This window comes from Methanobrevibacter sp. (genome assembly GCF_045636185.1).
Classification (GTDB): Archaea; Methanobacteriota; Methanobacteria; order Methanobacteriales; family Methanobacteriaceae; genus Methanocatella.
On sequence record NZ_JAZTXC010000140.1, the window covers coordinates 1 to 22,163 of the forward strand.

Sequence of the window (22,163 nt, forward strand, 5' to 3'; positions counted from 1 at the left end):
ATATTTTTTATTATTAATAAAAATATTTAATTTTTAATCAATTTCATATAATTTTCCTAAATACAACGGATAACAATAACAATCATTGAATTTTTAAATTTTTCAAGACTAAAATGCCTAATTTCATTAAAAGAAGAATAAATTGATGATAAAACTGTGATTGCTGCAGTCCTATTGATGATGTGAAGATTTATCTAATTAATGCAAGAATACCATGGCTTCTACAAGTCATGGATGAATTGCACAAAGATGAGTATTACTTTTCAAATGCTCTCTGATGAAATTCAAATATCAGAATGACAAAAATAATAAATGACAATGACAAAATTAAATTAAACTTTTTAAACGATAACCAAGTTTAAAAAGCAATATTAATTGAATCTGTCTGAACCTTCGGGACGATGGGGATAGCACGGTAATCCTATACTCATTAGAGTATACAGTCCGTGAAGTAAGAATCCTCAACTTCTATAAAGTTGAGGTAGTTCAATGCAAATAATGCATTCCAAGAGAAGTGGGCAAAGTGTCAATGAATACACTTGCATCCCCATTCTCATAAGTATATTCCACATGATTTTTGGAATTAAGTAAAACATCAACTCTTTGTTTTGAAATTAAATCCCATCAAGAGGAATTTTTTAAGTCTGATATCCGCTGTAATAATCTATTAATATCTGAATCTGTGATTTTACCGTCATATACACGAAATGTTTCTGAAACAGATATGCCATACAAATTTGCAGAAACCTCAAATGACCCCACATCTTCTGGAATTAAATCTATAGAAACGGAAAATTCATTAGACATTTTATTAATTATTTTAGCATTAGATACATTGAAAACAACCGCATCATTTAAAATTGGACCAGTGCATGGAGTTCCATCAGATTTATAGAACATTAGTGTTACAGTAACAGTTTGACCAATAATAGCAGAACCATCAGTTACTAAAACCATTGTTAGAGGATCACTATCAACATGATGATCATTTGGAATAAATAAAGGCATCCATTCAATCAACTGCCCGTTTTTCTTAGTAGGGTTTTTTCCACCCCAATAATTATTAATTATTTCCTTATACTGACCACAGATATATACTGAATCTCCGGTATCTCCAGCATCATTACCTATGAAAATATTATATTTTAAACTTATCTTAAAGTCGTTATCATCGCCATAAATTGCACCGCCTTCATCTCCACAGGTATTGTTTATAAAGACATTACTTGAAAATACGACACTATTTTTATTATCAATGTAAATAGCACCACCATCTTCTTTTTTAGCTTTATTGCCTATGAAAATATTATATTTAACATCTTCTTTAAATGTATTAACCCAAATCGCACCACCATAATCTCTAGCGGTGTTGCCTTCAAAAACAGAAGTGTTTCTTAAAATTAAAGTATCTGCATAAATTGCACCACCTTCATTTTCAGCATAATTATTTCTAAATGTACAATTGTCAACAACTGCATTATCCTGTGCACGGAATGCACCTCCATAACAGGACATTATTTTAGCTCCATCCGCTTTATTATTTTCAAATAAACAATGGGTGACATATACATTGTCATCTCCATAGATAGCACCACCATCAACCAGTGCAATATTGCCTGAAAATACTGTATTTACTGCTTTAATATTACCATCATCACCATAAATCGCACCACCTTTGTTATCTCCTGCTTTATTATTGATAAAGAATGAATTGAAAGCTTGATTACAATTCTGATTAACATTTATAGATACAGAATCAGCATAAATCGCACCACCATAGTCTTCAGCATAGTTATCCTTGAATGTGGAATTTTCTACATACACATCATCAGCTCGAATCGCACCACCATAACATTCATACAGATCCTCACCACTAGCCCGATTAGACTCAAACAAACAATATTTCACAGTTACATCATCTTCTGAATAAATTGCACCACCATCAATATCAGCTTTATTACCTGAAAATACTGCATTAAATGCTTTAACATAACCCTTAGCATAGATTGCTCCACCTTGATTATCCGATGCTTTATTGTTGGTAAAGAAAGAACTGAAAGTTTGAGGATTAGCCTGCTTAAGGTTTATATATACATTATTTGCATAAATCGCTCCACCATAATCTTCAGCATAATTATCCTTAAATGTGGAACTTTCTACATACACATCACCTTTAGAGCGAATTGCACCACCATAACACTGAGATAAAGCACCAGATGCTTCATTGGATTCAAACAAACAATGATTCACATTCACATCATCATTTGCGTAAATCGCACCACCATCAACATATGCTTTATTGCCCGAAAATACTGTATTTTTGATATACAGAATGCCTTTAGCACGTATTGCTCCAGCAATATCGTCATCAACTTCGTTATTAATAAAGAAAGAACTGAAAGATTGATCGGGATTCTGGTCAAAATTAATATATATGTCTTTACCAACTATTGCTCCACCATAGTCATCAGCATAATTATTCTTAAATGTTGAATTATTGATGTATAATGTTCCAGTACACACTATAGCACCACCAAAAGAATCCTCACCTAAAATCATTCCATCAACCTTATTTGATTCAAATACACAGGTATTTATTATCGCATCTTTCTCGGCGTAAAGTGCTCCGCCACGCGCTTTTGCAAAATTATTTTTAAACGTGGAATTTACAATTTTTACATTCCCTTTAGAATGTACTGCACCACCATAATCCACACTGGCCTCGTTAGACTCAAATATACAATTAAAAATATTTAATGTATCACAAGCATATACTGCACCACCATAATCAAAAGCCAGGTTAGACATAAATTTTGAATTTTCAATATTCAATGGACCCTCAGAAAATATTGCTCCGCCGTTAGCATCAGAACCAGTATTACTCTTAACTCTTTTTACATCATTAGATTTAAATGTACAATCTTTAATTGTGAGTGTATTAGATGCACCATTGTATATTGCCCCACCAGAGCACTCGACCCAATTTAAATTATTTTCAAATGTACAATTTTCAATTATATACTTTGCGGTACCAGTAATGTAAATAGCACCACCATAAGTAATGACACGATTTTCCTTGAAATCATGCTGTCCATTGATTATTTTAAGATTTTTTAAGGTTATAGTTCCGCTACTTGAGTAAAATGCAATACATCCCTCTTTATCTAAACAATCTATTGTGTGGCCATTACCGTTGATTGTTAAATCTTTATCTAATTTTATTTTGGAATTTTTGCTTCCCTTATAATCCATAGTTAAGTCCAAAACAGATTTCTCCGATGCATTATCTATCAGTGATTGAAGTTGATTAAAAGTACCTGTTGAAGCATTTAACTCCTTTGAATCTTGAAGTTGTGAAGATTCTACAAAAGAAACACAAATACTAGAATCATCAACATCAGATGATTCTATTACAGAATTATTCTCAAAATCAGTAGCTGAAACGGCAGTTACTGATAAAACCAATAATAATATTGAAATAATAATTTTTTTGTAAATCATTTTTATCCCCTTTTGGAATTTATCATAGTGTTGTAATGTTTATTAGATCATTTAATATAAATTATTTTCCGCATGTAATTACTTACATACACAAGTTTTTTAAAAAAAAACACCCCCTCAGATGAATCATGAACATATTCAAAAAATAAAATAATATTTATATATAAATAAAAGAAATAAAGTTAATAATAAAATAGAGAAAGTTGAAAGACCATGGATTTGAAAAAAACATTAACCACAATCGGAAAACTGTTTAAACCATTAAAAAAGAGCATTATTCCTCTTTTTCTTATTATATTATTCCTATTGATTGATGTTTACTGTAATCTAACCCTGCCATCATACACTGCAGATATTGTGGATATTGGAATACAGAACACCGATTTCAACTACATAATAAGTGTAGGAACTATGATGATGGTCATGGTTTTAATAGGTGTTTTAGCCACAATAGGTCTTTCATACTTCGCAAGTAAAGTATCTGCAGCATACGGAAGAGATTTAAGAAGAATAAGCTATGAAAAGATTTTAAAATTTTCAAATTTTGAACTGAATAAAATATCCCGAGCATCACTTATTACACGTAACACAAACGATGTATATCAACTACAGATTTTTTTAGGCTTGTTTTTTACAACAATACTATTTTCACCAATATTAGGTATAGGAAGCATAATTAAAGCTATGGAACTTGGAACCAATCTTTTATGGATTATTGCAGTGACATTTGCCGCGATAATAATTCCTTTTCTTATTATATTTATGAAAATTATGCCGTTCTTTACAATAATGCAGGAATTGACTGATAAAATCAATCAAACATCAAGAGAGATATTAATAGGCATGCCCGTTATCAAGGCATTCGTAAGGCAAGAATACGAAGAAGAAAGATTTGAAGAAACTAATGAAGATTTCAGATCAGTAAATCTGAAAGTTTTTAGAATTCTTTTGACTCTATTGCCTGCTATGACCTTATTGCTGAATTTGATGATAGTTCTTATTTTATACTTTGGAGCATATGATGCGATTAGAGGTGAAATATTAACCGGAACAATCATAGCATTTATCCAATATGCTACACAGATTGTAATGGCATTTTTAATGATGGGTGGATTTCTGATAATGACTCCAAGAACTTTAGTATCCGGAAGACGTGTTGCTGAAGTAATAAATACAGAAATATCAATTAGTGACGGTCCGATTGATGAAATAGATGATAATCCTACCATCGAATTTAAAAATGTAACTTACATTTATCCTGGAAGTGAACAGGAAATATTGAAAAACATCAACTTTAAATTGGAGAAAGGAAAGACCACTGCAATAATTGGCGGAACCGGAAGCGGAAAATCTACAATCCTGAACTTAATTCCACGTCTTCAGGATGTAAGCGATGGTGAAATCCTTGTTAGTGGCAGAAATATCAAAGAGTACAAATTATCAACCCTCAGGGATAGAATATCCTATACTCCTCAAAAAGCAATTCTTTTTGAAGGGACAATAAGGTCAAATATGCAGATAGGCAAGGAAGATGCAAGCGATGAAGAGATTGAAAAAGCATTGAAAATGGCAGAAGTAGACTTTATTGAAAGTTTAGATGATGAAGTTTCACAGGGAGCAAGTAATTTCTCAGGCGGACAGAAGCAGCGTCTTCAGCTGGCAAGATCCATAATAGCCAAACGTGACTTTTACCTCTTTGATGACTGTTTTTCAGCCCTTGATATGAATACGGAAGCAAAAGTGAAAGAAAATTTAAAAAGTTTGAAAGAAAATTCATCAATGCTCATTATCTCACAGAGAATTTCAACAATTATGGATGCTGATGAAATAATCCTGCTTGATGAAGGGGAGATAATTGACAAAGGCAGCCATGATTACCTGAATGAAAACTGTGGTATTTACAGAGAAATTGTATCTTCCCAAGTAGAACAATCCAAAGAGTTATTATATGATGAAAATTCTTCCAGTTTTACCATAGATACAAATCATATCAAGAAAACTACAGGAGGCAAATAATATGGCAAGAAAACCAACAAGAGCTCCTCCTGAAAAACCGGCAAATACCAGACAGTCCATAAAAAACATATTCAGCCTATTAACAGGATATAGATTGAAGTTAACTTTTACAATTATTTGCGGAATCATATCAACAGTATTTTCAGTGATAGGTCCTCTTTTAATTGGATTTGCTACAACTGCAATATTTGACGGGATAAGTTCCGGAAACATGAATCTGGAATATATACTCAATTTGCTCATCATAATCGTGATTTTATATATTGTAAGTGCCGTCTTTTCATACCTTCAAAGCTACCTACTGCTTGACATAACCACCGACATAAGTTATAATCTAAGAAAAGAGTTAATTGAAAAGGTAACTCACCTGTCAATGGGAGATTTGGATATAAATACAAGAGGAGACATCTTATCAAGAATTACAAATGATGTGGATTCCCTACAATCAGGAATCGTTCAGACATTTAACCAACTATTAACCGGTGTCGTTACAATAGTTGGTGTTACAATAATGATGCTGTCCATTAATTTATGGTTAGCCCTTACCACAATAGTATTAGTTCCAATATCATTCTTCATTATAACTAAAGTTACTAAATTCTCACAGGATTATTATTTAAAACAATTGGAATACAGAGGCCAGTTGAACGGACAAATTGAAGAGTCATTTACCGGTCATGAAATCATCCGTTCATTTAACCAGGAAGATGAATCCATGAGAATTTTTGAGGAAGAAAATGAAAATTGGTATGATTATGAATGGAAATCCAAGTTCTTTTCAAGCCTGTCCGCCCCATTAGTGCATTTTATTTCCAATTTACAATACGTAGCCATATCCGTTCTCGGAGCAGTGCTTGTACTTCAAAATGCAATAAATGTGGGAGACATTTTGGCATTTATCCAATACTCTAAAAACTTCACAACACCAATTGAACAGATAACCAGAATAATGAATATGATACAGACTGCAATGGCTGCAAGTGAGAGGATATTTGATTTCCTGAAAATAGATGTTGAAGAAAACCCTTCCAAAAAACAAATAAAAGAAATTAATGAAGAAATCAGCTTTGAAAATGTTAACTTCGGCTATAATGAAGATGAGCCGATAATAAAAGACCTGTCATTTAAAGTCAAAAAAGGAGAAAAAATAGCTATCGTAGGTGAAACCGGAGCGGGCAAAACAACCATTGTTAAATTGCTCATGAGATTCTATGATGTTAACAGCGGTGAAATAAAAATCGATGGCGTAAACATTAATGAATACGATAAGCACAGCCTCAGGTCTCTTGTAGGAATGGTTCTTCAGGATACGTGGCTATTCAATGATACCATCTTTAACAATATCCGTTATGGAAAATTAGATGCCACTGAAGAAGAGATTATAACCGCTTCAAAAGAAGCACATGCAGATCATTTCATAATGCAAAATCCTGACGGATACGAAATGATGCTGAACGAAGATGCTGATAACATTTCCCATGGTCAAAAGCAGCTTTTGACAATTGCAAGAACAATACTTTCTAAAAAGCAAATATTGATTCTGGATGAGGCTACTTCATCAGTTGATACAAGAACTGAAATGCTAATTCAAAAGGCTATGGATAAACTGATGAAAAACAGAACCAGTTTTATTATAGCCCACAGACTTTCAACCGTCAGGGATGCAGATAAAATACTCGTAATTGAAGATGGACATATCATCGAGCAGGGAAACCATGAAGAATTGCTGGAACAAAAAGGATATTATTACAACACATTGAACAGTCAGAATAGGGAAATTTCTAATGAATGAGTATTTAACTCCAAATGCAAAAACATCCAAAAAAACAGTTTAATTAATGAACTGCCAATATTAACATCATCATAGATAAATATATAATATAATATATTCATAAATAAATATATTATAAATCTTTAAAGGACTGTTAAATAATGGAATTACTATGGTTTTATGTTGCAATTGTTTTGGCTATAAGCGATATAATACACACACAATTAATGTGGAAAGTTCTAAATAACTTCTACATCATATTAGGTGGCTTAATATACCATTCAGTTGATAATTCCCCATGGAAAACATGGGTAGTTCATGAATTAATGGAAGCAGCATTTCACTTTATAGTATTGTCCATAGTCTTCCTATCACCTACAATAGGAATTTTAGCAGCCACAATTCATTTTATAATTGATGTAAGTCATACTGTTTTAATCGGCCATATGGGCGAAATAGAACACAGAGCACTACATTTTGTTATTGAATCATTTATTTTCATGATGATATATGGATTATAATCAAATTTTATGGAGTATACTAAATGCCAGTTATAACATTTAAATATCAAGATTTAAAAGATTTAGGAATAGATATGGAGAAAGATGAATTAATAGATACATTGCCAATGATGTCCAGTGACATTGAGGACTTTGATGATGAAGAAATTAAAGTAGAATTCTTCCCTAACCGTCCGGTCAATTTATCTGTCGAAGGAGTAGCCAGATCTTTTAAAGGATTTATCGGCCAGGAAACAGGTCTTCCAAAATATGAAATAATCTCATCAGGTGAAAGCGTTACCGTTGAAGATGATGTAGCTGAAATCAGACCATATATTGGCTTTGCAAAAATCGATGATGTTGATTTTACTGGCGACAAACTCAAATACATTATGGATTTCCAGGAAAATCTCCATTGGGTAATCGGAAGAGACAGGAAAAAAGTGGCTATTGGTATTCACAATGCAGATGTTGTGAAAGCTCCATTTAAATATATTGCAACCCCAAAACAGGAAAATGATTTTGTTCCTCTTGAAAAAGATACTCCAATGACTCCTGAAGAAATCTTAACCGAACATGATAAAGGTAAGGATTATGCTCATTTAATTGACAAATTTGATAAATATCCATTAATCCTGGACTGTGATGACAATGTCTTATCAATGCCTCCAATCATTAATGGAGAGCTGACCAAAATCAAAGAAGATACCAAAAACATTATTGTAGATGTTACAGGTACTGATGAAAGAGCAGTTAACCAGGCATTGAACATCATATGCTGTTCCTTTGCTGAAGTTGGTGGAAAAATCAAAAGTATGGAAGTTAAATACTCCGATAAAACTGTTGTTACACCAGACTTAACTCCACAGGAAATTAATGTTCATGTTGATACTGCAAATGAATTGATTGGTGGAATCAACTTAAATGCTGAAGACATTAAAGAATTATTATTAAAAGCACGTTTTGATGCTGAAATATTGAATGACAATGAATTGAAAGTATTCGTTCCGGCATATAGAGTTGACATTTTACACGAAGTTGATGTTGTGGAAAACATTGCTGTACAGTACAGAATTAACTCTATTGAAGCCGAATTGCCTGACATCAATACAGTAGCTTATGAAAATGACTGGTTTAAGGCTGAAAGTACTATTCGTGAAGTCATGATTGGTTTAGGATTCCAGGAAGTAATGAGTTTAATGCTTACTAACGAGGAATCACATTACGAATTCATGAAACAAGCTGAAGAGGATCATGTTCAGGTTGCAAGACCTATTACAATTGACAGAACCATGATTCGTACTAGTTTAATCAACAGCTTAATGGAATTTTTAGAAGACAACAAACATGAAGACTTGCCTCAAAAGATATTTGAGATTGGTGATGTTTTATATATTGATGAAACTACTGAAAATAAAGTCAGACCTTCCAAGAAATTAGCTGGTTTGATTTGTCATTCAACCGCTAACTTTACAGAAATTAAATCTGTTGTGACAAGCGTTGTTTCTAATTTAGGATATTCTATGGAAATAACTGACAGTGAAAACCCTTCATTTATTTATGGTAGGGCTGCAGATTTAGTTGGTGAAGCTAAAAATGGTACTATCGAAGGATTCTTCGGTGAAATATCTCCTGAAGTAATAACAAACTTTACTTTGGAATATCCCGTTATAGCTTTTGAAATCGAATTTGTGAACAAAGAAACAACCTCGACACAATAATGTCGAGGATTATTCTAAATATTATATAAAATATTTAACAAACTACTTTTCATCTACAACTTTTTTTAAATAGAGTAATCAATATTACTTTGAAGAATATCTATTTATATTATTATCAACAAAATAAGATTAAATTAAATCAAATTAATCGATTTATAAAAGGAAATTTTAAAATATAAATGGATTTAACTAAAAAATTTGTGGTGTTATCATGTCAGAAGATGATTTATACAGAAGAGCGGAAAAAAGAGTGGATGAAAAAATTGGCTTTTATCGCCATTTATACAGTTTTATTGGTGTTAATGCAATTCTTTTCATTATAAATCTAATTAGTAACTTTCTATCTCCTTCTAATGAATGGTGGTTTTATTGGATAACAATTTTCTGGGGAATTGGTTTATTAATTCATTTCTTTAAAACATTCGTTTTCACTGAAAGGCTTGAAGACAACAGAGACAAGATGATTGAAAAAGAAATGGAAAAAATGAAAAAATAAGTTTAATGATTGTGAAATGCATTTTCACACTCAACAATTTTTTTCTAAATCATACCATCTTACTTTATATTCCAAAATATTCAATACCACAATTTTCTCATCTGCACATCCATCTGTTCATAACTAACATTGCCGTTAGACATAACATCAAAAGGCAAATTGCTTAAAAGTATTGCTATTACAATAATTAATATAACAAGTATTAAAATAATCAATGCTTTTTTCATTTTAATCGCCGATAAATTTCAGGTTAACTGTCCTGTTTTTTCTAGGCCCATCAAGTTCAATGAAAAATACTGACTGCCAGGTTCCCAAATCCAATTTTCCATTAGAAACTGGTATGGTTTCACTGGAAGAGAGCAAAAATGATTTTAAATGTGATTTAGCATTATTATCTATTCTATCATGCTTCCAAGAGTATTTATCTGAAACTAAATCAGTTAACATTAATTCCAAATCAGCCAAAAGACCGCTTTCACTTTCATTGACAACAATAGCTGAAGTGGAATGCTTGGAAAAGATATTTGCAATTCCTGATTCAATATCAATTTCCTGATTGATTTTTGATGTGATATCAATAATTTCAAAATTTTTATTTGTATTTAAAATAACTTTTTTAGATGACATTGGATAATTATATGTAAAAACTAGTATAAAAAGCAAAATAAATATTAAACAAATTAATCCTCATTTATATATTTTTTAAATAAAAACAAAAAAATATAATAGCATTACGAAAATATATTATAATTGAGGTGCATATATGAAAAAATTTAAAATTTTATTTATAGTATTAGTGCTATTTATTTCTGTTAGCGCATCCTATGCTGAAGGAAACTTTACAAGCCTTCAAACAGAAATTAATAATGCTGATAATAGTATTGAAATAACTCAAAATTATATATATGATAATTCAACTGATTATCAATTAAATAATGGAATAACAATAAATAAAACTAATTTTTATATTAACGGTAACGGCCATACAATTGATGGTGCTAGTCAAGCTAGAATATTTAATTGTTTAGGGGAAAATATCACCATATTTAATCTTAAATTAATTAATGCTTTTTCAACGAGTGACGGGGGCGCCATTAAATCTGAAAAGTTATTATACTGTAATAATGTTAGTTTTATGAATAACATTGCTGAACAAGGAAGTGCAATATATTGTAATGATATTAAAATAAATAACAGTGAATTTAATGGCGATACGGGTCACCATGGTGCTGTATATTGTCGTGCAAACACAATAATTGAAAATTCGAATTTTTTAAATTTAAAAAATATGAATTTTTCATTTATCTATGGATCAGGTCATTCATTTATTACAATTAACAATTGTAGTTTTCTCAACTCTACTTCAAAATATGCAACAGCAATTTACAGTTGCGGAATAGAAATGAAAGTTAAAAATTCTATTTTTTCAAATTTACATGCCCAACTGACTAGTGGAGCTATTGCACTTAAAGATGCATTATATATAAATCTTGAAAATTGTATTTTTTCAAATATCTCATCATCTAAAAATGGTGGTGTGATATTTAATGATGCTATGGGTAAACATAGATATGAAGGATATCTCAACATTACAAATTCTTCATTTACAAATTGTACAGGTGATTTTGGTGGTGCAATTGTACAATTAGGCGGAATATTAAACATAACTAATTCAAATTTTACAGAAAATCATGCAATTTTTGATGGAGGAGCAATATATCTATCTTTTGTTAGATCAAATATGAATAATGTATTAATTGACACGAATGAATTAGTTTTAGAATTTTTATTTAATGGAGGAGGAATTTATTTAGATAAATCATCACTTAACATAAAAAACTCTATTTTTACTGAAAATTCCAAAAATGCAATTTATGCATACGATAGTAAAATAACAGCAGAAAATATCATTTTTGAAGAGAATAATGAAGCAGTACACTCTGTTTTCAGTGAATCAGATTTGAAAAACTCAACTTTAAATAATGATACATTATATTTAAATGATACTAACTATGTATCCTGTGTAGAAAGTTTAGGACTTGAAATTAATCCTATAAATAATACAATTGATGTGAATAATCTCCCGACACGTTATGATTCTCGTGATTGGGGATGGGTAAGTCCTATAAAAAGACAGGGACAAATGGGTTCTTGTTGGACTTTTGGAGCTTGTGGAGCACTCGAATCTGCACTCCTGAAAGCAACAGGAAAATTATATGACTTTTCAGAAAATAATCTGCAAAACAGTATGTTGCAATATTCAGAAAATGGTATAATAGATACCATAGAAGGAGGAATAAGAGAACAAGCTTTAGAATACTTTATTAGTTGGATTGGAGCATTTCCAGAAGAATACGATGAATATGATGAACTTGGAAAACTTTCCCCAGTAATTACGACTGATAACAATATACATGTTCTTGATGCAATATTTGTACCTTCACGTAAAAACTCTACAGATAATGATGCATTAAAAAAAGCAATACTCAAATGCGGATCTGTAAACGTAGGATATCGTGCATCACTTGCTCCTGATGTTTTAAATCCAAATACTAGTGCAACATATCAGACTAAAACACCTGAAACTAACCATGCTGTTGCCCTTGTAGGATGGGATGATAATTATTCAGCAAAAAATTTCGTAAAAACCCCACCTGGAGATGGTGCATTCATTATAAAAAATAGTTGGGGTGAAGAGAGTGGTGACCACGGATATTATTACATATCCTATTATGACATAAGTCTTGTAAATTATACATATGCAATTGGCTATTTATTTGAAAATACTGAAAAATATACAAAAAATTATCAAACGGATTTAGGAGGACACTTAGATATTATAGATTCTTTTGAAAGCTATAAAAATACATATACCTCTTATGATAATGATTTGATAAGTGCTGTTGGAACATACTTTAATGATAGTGAAAATTACACTATTGAAATCTATGTTAATGATGAATTAAAGCATACGCAAAATGGAACAGCACCATACTATGGTTATCATACAGTTAAATTAACTGATGAAATTCCAATTAAATCTGGAGATAATTTTACTGTAGTCATGACAAAAAACACTACCCCTATGTTATTTTTTTCCAGACAACATTACAGAAATAACATGAGTTTTGTTAAAACATCAGAAGGATGGAAAGATACAGCCACTAATTTCGAACCTTGTACCATATCTTTAAAAGTCTATACTAAACCATTATCTATTTTCACTCAAGATTTAGTTAAAATCTATAAAAATGACACTAAATTCGAAGCAAATATTGGTGTAGCTAATGAAACAGTAACTTTTGAAATTAATGGTAAGAAATATGATAGAATAAGTGATGAAAACGGATTTGCCAAAATCGCCATTAACTTAAATCCTGGCAATTACACCATAAAAACAACATATGATGATGCTACTGTTGAAAATAACATTGAAGTACTACCTACATTGATTGCCGAGAATTTGGTTAAATACTTTAGAAATGCTTCACAATTCAACATCAGATTGATTGATGGTGCGGGTAATTCAGTTCCTAATGCAAATATTACCATGAACATCAATGGTGTATTCTATAACAGAACAACAAATGAAAACGGTACTGCAAAGTTAAATATAAACCTGAATCCTGGCGAATACGTGTTGACTGCTGTTGATCCATTGACTGGCCTTCAGATGTCATACAACATTACTGTATTACCAACAATGAATGCTACAGATTTGGAAATGACCTATAAGGACGGCTCAACATTCAATGTAAGTGTTGTAGACGGTCAAGGAAATCCATTAGTCAATGCTGCCATAACATTCAATATCAATGGAGTATTTTATACGAGATACACAAGCTCTGAAGGAATAGCAAAGCTAAATATCAATCTTATGGCAGGTAAATACATCATTACTTCAGAGTATGATGGTTTAAGAATCTCAAATACTATTACAATCAAGGATTAAATAATTTAATCCTACTTTTTTCTTTTTTTTTTGAATTATAGAATAATACTAAAAAACGAAATACAATGAAACAATACAAAATGAACTCATACACCAAGAAAACAAGCACAACAATTAAAAATATAGAGAATAATTTTATTTAAAAAAATAATTTTGAGTCGCCCTCAAAAATAAAAAAAAAAGAATTGAATTTTATTCGAATTCGTTTTTACGTCTATAACCATAGATAAATACACTTACTAAAAATACAATAGCTAAAACTATTACTATTGAATTATCTTGCAAAGGATTAGATTTTTTACTTACAGAATCTAATTCATATGCTTTTCCTTCTTTTTGTGAATCTCCCGGAGATGTTGATTCTCCAGATTCAATGCTGCCTGTTTCAGCAGCATTTTCTTGACCTTGAGCTTGTTCTTGCTCACCGGTTTGAGAAATGGACTCAGATATAATATCTGAACTATTGGTACCATAATTGGCAATTACATTACCCTGATTATTTGATACAACACTAGTGGAACTACTATTTACATTAGAATTAGCATTTCCATTACTTGAAGATTTACCGCTTTCACCATCATTGGAACTTGTTGTTGAATTTGATGAACCGCTACCAGAGCCTGCACCTGAAGAAGAACCGCTACTAGAGCCAGAACCCTTTTCTGTACCAGAACTGCCTGAAGAGGAACCTCCATTATCAGAAGAAGATGGAGTATATTTTTCTACATTAACTTTACGATAATCAGGGACTTTATCCCCATGTTTTACCTCAACAACATGATCTTGACTTGAATCCAATTCAACAAAACCTTTACCGTTTTTGATTTCGACAGAATATTCCTTACCATCAATATAAATTTTCTGATCAAAGAATGCAAAATCATTAACAGGCTGGCCATCTTCGTAAATTTGAATGCCAATACCATTAGAAATAGATGTAAAATCCATTTTTAATATTTTTGCAAGAAGCATTGGGCAAATAAAAGTATGTTCATCATCATTTGAATCAAAGTAATTTGATCCTAATTTAAATACATCATTAGCAGGGTTGTTTTTAGCCTGAAAATTTTCGTTATGCATTAAAGCATTATATGAAATATCAGGAAGTTGTTTTTTACTAGATTCAAAATCCTCACCAAATAAAAAACCGTTACCTGTTTCAAAACCACCCAATTCAGAATCAGGATCCATACGATTATACTCTAATGTATTATATAGGAACCTATCACCATAAGATTGTGCATTTAGAAAAATACCGTTTGTATTTTCATAAATATGATTAAATAGAACTTGATTTTTAGAAGACTTGTTATAGATTGAAATTCCATTGAATGAATTGAAAAACACTTCATTCCATTCTATTAAAGAATTTTCCATATTGGAAACTTCAATACCTGACCTTCCATTAAATCCGATTATATTATAAAAAATTGAAACATTATTTATATCCTGAACTTGAAGACCATTTTTAGCTGCATCATGAATATAATTATAATTTACTTGAACATTACTTGAATTTTTAACTAAAACATTGTTATCTGCTTTAGAAATAGTATTATTTGCAACAATTGTATTAGAAGATTTATCTAATATTACAGCATAATCAGCAGCAGTAGCTATTATATTAAATCCAGATAATATACTACCAGAACTGTTTTGAGTAAAATAGAATCCGAAAGTATTGCTTATTCCTAAACTTTCAGCTTTTGGACTTACAGAAGAATCTACATTAACTATACTATTTTTATCAGACACAATTTTTAGTTGCTTATCGATGATTAAAGAAATATTATCGTAATTTTTTGATTTGAACTCAAATGTATCCCCATCATTAGCGCTATCAAACAATGACTGAATTTCGTCATTAGATAAATCTGAAGTTACAATATAGCTTGTTCCATTACTAAAATCATCACTAGCAGATACAACTGAAATAAAGCATAAAACGAATAAACATATTATAAATAAATTAAATAATTTATTAACTTTTTTTATATCCATATAAAATCTACTCTCGATATGTATTTTAAATCATAACAATTTAACTGATTTATATTTAAATTTATTTATCGTTATGCAATATAAAACTTTTGAAAAAAATATTTAAAAAAAGGATTTAAAGAGCTAATTTTTGAAAAAACAGTAAATATAACATAGTTATGAAAATTTATATAAATCAAATTTAATATACAATATAACATTAAATGTATATCGATGATATTTTCATCTACATTTAATAACTTACAAATCGAGGGAGAAAATGAACTACAGAAAATTACTATTATTCGGGATTTTTTTAGTTTCTATTGTCCTTATCGGCTCAAATATGGCATTTGCTGAAGATATTTCACAAAATGACACTATTGCCATAAGTGAAAGTGACGATATTCAAACTTCATCCCAAACAATAAGTGCTGGTTCAAACAGTACTGACATACAAAACATTATAGACGGCATGTCTGATGGAGATACCCTGAATTTCGAACAGGGAACCTACACAGACATTTGTATTTATATAGATAAAAGCATTACAATAAATGGAAACGGCGCAACTTTAATAGGATATGATTCACCTGGAGAAAATAACACCAACATTCCTACAAAAGTTAGAGATACGACAGCTGATGGAGGATATGCAATAACAAACTTTGCAACTCTATATTTATTAAATACAACTAACCTATCCATGAACGGATTGACAATAGTTGGAATTGATTCATCAATTTACTCCAATGCAGCTTTATACATTAGTCAGGTATCCGGATTAAAGCTTGAAAAAAATACAATTGATGGTTCATCATGGGGTATTTATATGACTGCTTCACCTGATGGAACTATTTCAAACAATATAATTAAAAATCAAAAAACAACAGGATTATTAAACTTTGGATCTGCAAGAACTTTAATTACCAACAATACTGTAATCAATGCTAAAAATCATGGTATTGATGTAAGACATGGTACCGGACCAAATGTTCAGGTAATCAACAACACCGTTATTGGCTCAAAAGAGGGAATTTATCTTATGCACTCCAAAGGCCATACCGCTACACAAAATACCTTAATAAACTGTACCATAAGTTCAATTACTTGTTATGGTTCATCAGAAGTTAACCTATATGATAATACAATGCGCAAATCAAGAATTGGTATATTATTAGGTGGAGGATATCAAAATATCACTATTGGAGAAAATACTTTCCAATTAGACAATTTGCCATTCCCACCAACATTCGTATATTATGTTGCAACTGCACAATCTGATTACCAAAGTGCAACTAATGATATTGGAGTTTACAGCGATCCAAGTTCATATGAAGTGGCATATTCAAATGAAACTGATATTCCAACTCCAAAAGAAATCACAATTGATTATGATAGCATTTTAACTCCAACTGGAACTACATATGATGTTCCAAGTGATGCAAGTTCAACCGAAATCCAAAATATCATTGATTCAATGAACGATGGAGATACATTAATCTTTGCTGAAAATGCAATATATAACGACATTTGTATTTATACTGATAAAAACATTAAGATTATTGGTAATAATGCAACTTTAATTGGATATGACAGACTTAACAGTAGTGATGTATCAGAAAAAGTAAGAAAACAAAGCAGTGATGGAGGATATGCAGTAGCTTACTATGCAGTAATATATTCATTGAATAACACCAATGCTGTAATTTCAGATTTGAATATTATTAGCAAATATCCTGGATACAACCCAACAAAAGTAATGCCGACTACTGAAGAATATAAAACCGCAGGAATTTATGCGGATGCAAGCAAAAACTTAACTATTACCGGATGTGACATAGACGGTGCATCTTTCGGTATTTTCATGCAATATTCTGGAGATTCCATTATTACAAATAATAATATCCATAATCAATATACCAACGGTATGATTAACTTCGGATCACCTAGAGACATTATTGCAAACAACACCATTACTAATGTAGTTAACCACGGTATTGATGTAAGACACGGAACCGGTCCGAATGTTATTGTATTCAACAATACAATTAATGGTGCTAAAGAAGGAATTTACCTTATGCACTCAAAAGGACACATGGTCTACAACAACACCATTATGAATGCAAAAATTGCATCAATTACCGCATATGGTTCAGGAAATGAATACATATTTAATAATTCTATGATTGGAAGTAGAATTGCACTATTGCTTGGCGGAGGATACTATAATGTTACAGTTGGTCCTAATACATACAATTTAGACTTCTTACCGTTCCCACCAACATTCGTGACCTATATTGCATTTGCTGACTCAAAATATCAAAGTGTAGATGACGTACAAGGAACTTACAGCGATGGTGGAAGCGATGGTCCTTCCTATGTCTCTCCTGCAACAATAATTGCAGAGGATTTAATGAGCAACTGTACTGAATTTGATTATACAGCTACATTAAAAGATATAAACGGAACTGAAATAGATAATGAAACTTTAGTATTTGAAATTAATGGAAAAACATATTCTGCCATAACTAATTCATCAGGAATTGCTACAATTTCCCTAATATTACCTAATGGCGAATATCAAATTAAAGTAAACTTCAAAGGAAATAGCATATTAGGTAAAAAAACTGAACAAGCAATGATTACTGTTGATAGTCCTAATGCAGTTGAATTAGTAGCTCCTGAAATAGAAATGTATTACAAAAATGGTACCAAGTTCCAGATTTCATTAACATCCAATGGAACCGGATTGGCTAATGAAACAGTCATCATCAACCTCAATGGTGCAAATAACACACGTACAACTGATGATAATGGCATTATTAATATGAATATTAACTTAAATCCTGGCGAATATGATGTGACAGTATATTACGAAGGCAATGAGAAATATGACCCTGCACAAGTTGATTCTAAAATAACCATTTTAAGCACAATTGATGGAAAAGACATTACAAAAATATACAAAAACGGTACCCAATACTATGCCACATTTGTTGACGGTCAAGGAAATCCATTAGCTAATGGAACTGATGTAAAATTTAACATTAATGGTGTAATGTATCAACGTAAAGTTAATGAAAATGGTACTGCAAGATTAAACATTAATTTAAATCCTGGAACTTACATTATTACTGCAATAAACCCAGTTAATAATGAATCTAAAGCAAATACTATTAATGTTCTTTCAAAAATAACTGAAAATAACGATTTGGTAAAATATTTCAGAAACGATTCACAATATATAGTAAAAATATTAGATGATGAAGGCAAACCTGTCGGTGCAAACGAAACTGTTGTATTTAACATTAATGGTGTAATGTATGAAAGAAAAACAAATGAATCCGGACATGTTAAATTAAACATTAATCTTCAACCAGGAGATTACATAATTACTGCTATGTATGGTGGATGCAGTATCTCCAATAACATTACAGTTAAACCAATTTTAACTGCCGACGATATTACAATGAAATATCGGGACGGAACCAAATTTAAAGCCAAATTAGTTGACGGTCAAGGAAACGCATTTGTAAATCAAAATGTTACATTCAACATCAATGGAGTATTCTATAACAGAACCACTGATAGTGAAGGAATAGCTAGTTTAAACATTAACTTAATTTCTGGAGAATATATTATCACTTCAATATATGACCAAGCAGCCATTTCCAACACAATAAAAATTACAGCATAAGTAAATGATTTTCATTTACTTCTTTTTTTATTTTTAAATATTAAATACCAAATAATTAGGAATAACTAAATTTAAAGCTAATTTTTAGTTTAAACTAAAAAATAAACCACATAATTTAAATATACTTGATACAAATATAAAATTAAGTGATTATATGGGAAAAACCAACTATCTGACAAGAGAAAATAATACTCAGAAAGTTTTTTTAACTGAAGACACCATCGACATAATCAGATTATTAAATGAAAATTATCCCTACATAATTGATTCCATTAAAAAAGAAAATTTCATTTTAAAGAGTGAAGAATGCAACCTATTTAAAGAATTAGTGTTTGACAATAAAGTAGTTGGTTTCTGCTCTTATGACTTTTCAAGAGAATTTATGACAGCTGCTTTAAATAACATCTACATTTTACCAGAATTCAGAGGAAATAAGTTATTTAAAGAAGAGCTGGAAAAAACAATGGCTGAACATAATAAGCCAAGCATTATGGAACCGACACGACTTATAATAGAAATATTAATCAAATATGGCTATGCAAAAAAGATTAACGACAATATTGTTGCATGCGCTATTGAATTAATAGTGCCAGGAGAGCATGTCATAGCCAACAAGGAAATAAAAAATGAAGAAGAGCTATCAACCCATTTTTACGATTTAAACATCTGCGCTTCAATCCACATACTTGACATTAACGAATGTTTAATAGCCTACAGTTTAACATTGAATGATGACATCATCAGATATGACTGTTTAGAAAAGAGATCCAAAATCAATGACAGTTATTTCGAAGAGATTAAAGAGCTATTTATCCAAAAAGATGAAGAAATTCTAAAAATATTAGTGGAACTGGAAGAGCAACTTCCTTTAAAGAAATATGATTTAACGGAAGTTATTGGAAGCGATGATGAATTCTCACCATATATCGAAACATTAATTGATGACGCTCATGTTACTTATTCAAAAGCATTGAAAATAAAAAAACAGATAAAAGAGGAATATGAAGCGGGAATGATTTTAAACGAATCGTTATTAATCAGATTAGCATATCTGTTCAACATTCCCGAAGAGCCAAGTCTGGTAACACACGATGAAAAATGCCCCTATTGTGAAATGCCTGTTGACAGCCATGACAAATACTGCCATTACTGCGGAATAAACCTGGCATACAACCCAAATGATGTTGAAAATACATTAATTGAATCCATTAATCAGTTCAATGATGAAATCGACTCTGATGAAGATATCAGATACATTGCATACAAGTTTTTAAAAATGATATATGAAAAAATAGACTTTAAATATGCAATGTTTATGACTGAAAATAACTTTAATATCAGTTTCAAAACATTGCAGAAATACTTAAAAGAAAATAACTATATTGAAAATGAAGCTCTTACCTCCGATGGAATAGATTTCCTAAATAACCACCCATTGCATTACTATGAAAAATATGATATGGGCATAGTGGATTATACAAAATTTGAAGAGTATTTCTGGCAAAATTCCAATTTGGACGGGAATGAAATCTGCTTAAAGTTTCTTGAAAAATATGACGGCAGAGATATCGATGAATTAAAAGAAGAAATTAAAAAAAATAGTTAATACATTTTTCTTTTAGACCATGCCATATAGACAATGAATATTCCAATGAACAATAAGACTATCTGTGGAAATATTGCAAAGAAAATTGCAGGAATTATTTTTAGCTCAGCCAACATCCATAAAACCGCATAAATAATCAGTAAAATTCCAAACAACAGGGCAATTTTGTTAATATAGCTTCTTATCGTATACTCATCTAAACCCGGAATAGGCATCAAAACACCTTATAATTCTTTTGTACCTTCAGAAGTTCCAACAATAACACGGTCTACCATCTGTGAAAATATTCCGTTTTCAACAACTCCTGGAATAGAGTTTAAGTCAATTTCCAAATGTTGAGGACTGGCTATTTCATCAAATTTGGCGTCAATAACGAAATTGCCATTGTCAGTTATTACAGGACCATCTTTTCTTTGGGCCATTCTGATTTTACATTGAGCACCCATATCCTCTAAAGTCTGAATTACAACACGGGATGCATCAGGAATTACTTCAACTGGCACTGGAAATGTTCCCAATTCATCGACCACTTTAGATTCATCGACTATGACAATAAATTCTTTAGCTGCATAATCAACTATTTTTTCTTTAGTGTGAGCTGCTCCACCACCCTTAATAAGATTAAAATCTCCATCAACTTCATCTGCACCATCTACAGAAAGGTCAATGTCATTTTCTTCCAGGGTGGTTATTGGAATATTCCATTTTTTGGCAAGTAATAATGATTGAAATGAAGTTGGAATCCCTTTTACATTAATTCCTTCTTCAGCCATCCTCATACCAACTTTTTCGATGAAATAATGAGTTGTAGAACCGGTTCCTAACCCCAAAACCATTCCATCTTCAACATATTCAGCAGCTTTATATCCTGCATTTTTTTTACTAGAATCATTTTTACTAGCATTTTTCATAATTAACAC

14 protein-coding genes are annotated in these 22,163 nt (G+C 31.0%); 8 read left to right on the plus strand and 6 right to left on the minus strand.

What is annotated here, in order from left to right; all coding sequences use genetic code 11:
* Positions 1–624: 624 nt before the first annotated feature.
* The gene (locus ACKI3Q_RS07745; protein ID WP_407415880.1) at positions 625–3,501 is read right to left on the minus strand and encodes a right-handed parallel beta-helix repeat-containing protein; all 2,877 of its coding nucleotides are present in this window, start codon (positions 3,499–3,501) and stop codon (positions 625–627) included.
* 213 nt (positions 3,502–3,714) lie between these two features.
* Between ACKI3Q_RS07745 and ACKI3Q_RS07750 the strand changes: the two genes are divergently transcribed.
* The 5 genes from ACKI3Q_RS07750 to ACKI3Q_RS07770 all read left to right on the plus strand — a co-directional run bounded on the left by ACKI3Q_RS07750 (position 3,715) and on the right by ACKI3Q_RS07770 (position 10,005).
* Positions 3,715–5,517: an ABC transporter ATP-binding protein gene (locus ACKI3Q_RS07750; protein ID WP_407415882.1), complete on the plus strand. Its 1,803-nt coding sequence runs from the start codon at positions 3,715–3,717 to the stop codon at positions 5,515–5,517.
* A gap of 1 nt (position 5,518) precedes the next feature.
* Positions 5,519–7,309, plus strand: coding sequence for an ABC transporter ATP-binding protein (locus ACKI3Q_RS07755; RefSeq protein WP_407415884.1), 1,791 nt, complete (start codon positions 5,519–5,521; stop codon positions 7,307–7,309).
* Positions 7,310–7,449: 140 nt separating this feature from the next.
* Positions 7,450–7,809 carry a hypothetical protein gene (locus ACKI3Q_RS07760; RefSeq protein ID WP_407415886.1) on the plus strand — a complete coding sequence of 120 codons (360 nt, stop codon included), beginning with the start codon at positions 7,450–7,452 and terminating at the stop codon, positions 7,807–7,809.
* Between the two features lie 23 nt (positions 7,810–7,832).
* The gene (gene pheT / locus ACKI3Q_RS07765; protein ID WP_407415888.1) at positions 7,833–9,509 is read left to right on the plus strand and encodes a phenylalanine--tRNA ligase subunit beta; all 1,677 of its coding nucleotides are present in this window, start codon (positions 7,833–7,835) and stop codon (positions 9,507–9,509) included.
* Positions 9,510–9,720: 211 nt separating this feature from the next.
* Positions 9,721–10,005 carry a 2TM domain-containing protein gene (locus tag ACKI3Q_RS07770; RefSeq protein ID WP_407415890.1) on the plus strand — a complete coding sequence of 95 codons (285 nt, stop codon included), beginning with the start codon at positions 9,721–9,723 and terminating at the stop codon, positions 10,003–10,005.
* Positions 10,006–10,085: 80 nt separating this feature from the next.
* Here the strand turns inward: ACKI3Q_RS07770 and ACKI3Q_RS07775 are convergent, their stop codons facing one another.
* Positions 10,086–10,232, minus strand: coding sequence for a hypothetical protein (locus ACKI3Q_RS07775; protein WP_407415892.1), 147 nt, complete (start codon positions 10,230–10,232; stop codon positions 10,086–10,088).
* 1 nt (position 10,233) lies between these two features.
* Entirely contained in the window at positions 10,234–10,632 is a 399-nt protein-coding gene (locus ACKI3Q_RS07780) for a secondary thiamine-phosphate synthase enzyme YjbQ (RefSeq protein ID WP_407415894.1), read from the minus strand.
* Between the two features lie 136 nt (positions 10,633–10,768).
* Here ACKI3Q_RS07780 and ACKI3Q_RS07785 point away from each other — a divergent pair, with 136 nt between their 5' ends.
* Positions 10,769–13,957 (plus strand): C1 family peptidase, encoded by a 3,189-nt coding sequence (locus ACKI3Q_RS07785; RefSeq protein ID WP_407415896.1) that lies wholly within the window; start codon positions 10,769–10,771, stop codon positions 13,955–13,957.
* Positions 13,958–14,149: 192 nt separating this feature from the next.
* On the opposite strand, the gene ACKI3Q_RS07790 is transcribed toward ACKI3Q_RS07785, so the two are convergent.
* Positions 14,150–15,958, minus strand: coding sequence for a right-handed parallel beta-helix repeat-containing protein (locus tag ACKI3Q_RS07790; protein ID WP_407415898.1), 1,809 nt, complete (start codon positions 15,956–15,958; stop codon positions 14,150–14,152).
* Positions 15,959–16,217: 259 nt separating this feature from the next.
* On the opposite strand from ACKI3Q_RS07790, the gene ACKI3Q_RS07795 reads away from it, so the two are divergent.
* Positions 16,218–19,637: a right-handed parallel beta-helix repeat-containing protein gene (locus ACKI3Q_RS07795; protein ID WP_407415900.1), complete on the plus strand. Its 3,420-nt coding sequence runs from the start codon at positions 16,218–16,220 to the stop codon at positions 19,635–19,637.
* Between the two features lie 154 nt (positions 19,638–19,791).
* Positions 19,792–21,243, plus strand: a complete 1,452-nt coding sequence (locus tag ACKI3Q_RS07800; RefSeq protein ID WP_407415902.1) for a hypothetical protein — start codon at positions 19,792–19,794, stop codon at positions 21,241–21,243.
* Here the strand turns inward: ACKI3Q_RS07800 and ACKI3Q_RS07805 are convergent.
* Together ACKI3Q_RS07805 and rpiA are read right to left on the minus strand one after the other, a co-directional pair.
* A complete protein-coding gene (locus ACKI3Q_RS07805; RefSeq protein WP_407415904.1) occupies positions 21,240–21,458 on the minus strand; it encodes a hypothetical protein in 219 nt (72 codons plus the stop codon). The two genes, ACKI3Q_RS07800 and ACKI3Q_RS07805, sit on opposite strands and share 4 nt — an antisense overlap.
* A 9-nt stretch (positions 21,459–21,467) precedes the next feature.
* Positions 21,468–22,154, minus strand: coding sequence for a ribose-5-phosphate isomerase RpiA (rpiA, locus tag ACKI3Q_RS07810; protein ID WP_407415906.1), 687 nt, complete (start codon positions 22,152–22,154; stop codon positions 21,468–21,470).
* Positions 22,155–22,163: the final 9 nt, after the last annotated feature.

Excerpts from the sequence above, each read along its gene's own strand:
- ACKI3Q_RS07745 (WP_407415880.1), bottom strand. The coding sequence starts at position 3,501 with ATGATTTACAAAAAAATTATTATTTCAATATTATTATTGGTTTTATCA.
- ACKI3Q_RS07750 (WP_407415882.1), top strand. The coding sequence starts at position 3,715 with ATGGATTTGAAAAAAACATTAACCACAATCGGAAAACTGTTTAAACCA.
- ACKI3Q_RS07755 (WP_407415884.1), top strand. The coding sequence starts at position 5,519 with ATGGCAAGAAAACCAACAAGAGCTCCTCCTGAAAAACCGGCAAATACC.
- ACKI3Q_RS07760 (WP_407415886.1), top strand. The coding sequence starts at position 7,450 with ATGGAATTACTATGGTTTTATGTTGCAATTGTTTTGGCTATAAGCGAT.
- pheT (WP_407415888.1), top strand. The coding sequence starts at position 7,833 with ATGCCAGTTATAACATTTAAATATCAAGATTTAAAAGATTTAGGAATA.
- ACKI3Q_RS07770 (WP_407415890.1), top strand. The coding sequence starts at position 9,721 with ATGTCAGAAGATGATTTATACAGAAGAGCGGAAAAAAGAGTGGATGAA.
- ACKI3Q_RS07775 (WP_407415892.1), bottom strand. The coding sequence starts at position 10,232 with ATGAAAAAAGCATTGATTATTTTAATACTTGTTATATTAATTATTGTA.
- ACKI3Q_RS07780 (WP_407415894.1), bottom strand. The coding sequence starts at position 10,632 with ATGTCATCTAAAAAAGTTATTTTAAATACAAATAAAAATTTTGAAATT.
- ACKI3Q_RS07785 (WP_407415896.1), top strand. The coding sequence starts at position 10,769 with ATGAAAAAATTTAAAATTTTATTTATAGTATTAGTGCTATTTATTTCT.
- ACKI3Q_RS07790 (WP_407415898.1), bottom strand. The coding sequence starts at position 15,958 with ATGGATATAAAAAAAGTTAATAAATTATTTAATTTATTTATAATATGT.
- ACKI3Q_RS07795 (WP_407415900.1), top strand. The coding sequence starts at position 16,218 with ATGAACTACAGAAAATTACTATTATTCGGGATTTTTTTAGTTTCTATT.
- ACKI3Q_RS07800 (WP_407415902.1), top strand. The coding sequence starts at position 19,792 with ATGGGAAAAACCAACTATCTGACAAGAGAAAATAATACTCAGAAAGTT.
- ACKI3Q_RS07805 (WP_407415904.1), bottom strand. The coding sequence starts at position 21,458 with ATGCCTATTCCGGGTTTAGATGAGTATACGATAAGAAGCTATATTAAC.
- rpiA (WP_407415906.1), bottom strand. The coding sequence starts at position 22,154 with ATGAAAAATGCTAGTAAAAATGATTCTAGTAAAAAAAATGCAGGATAT.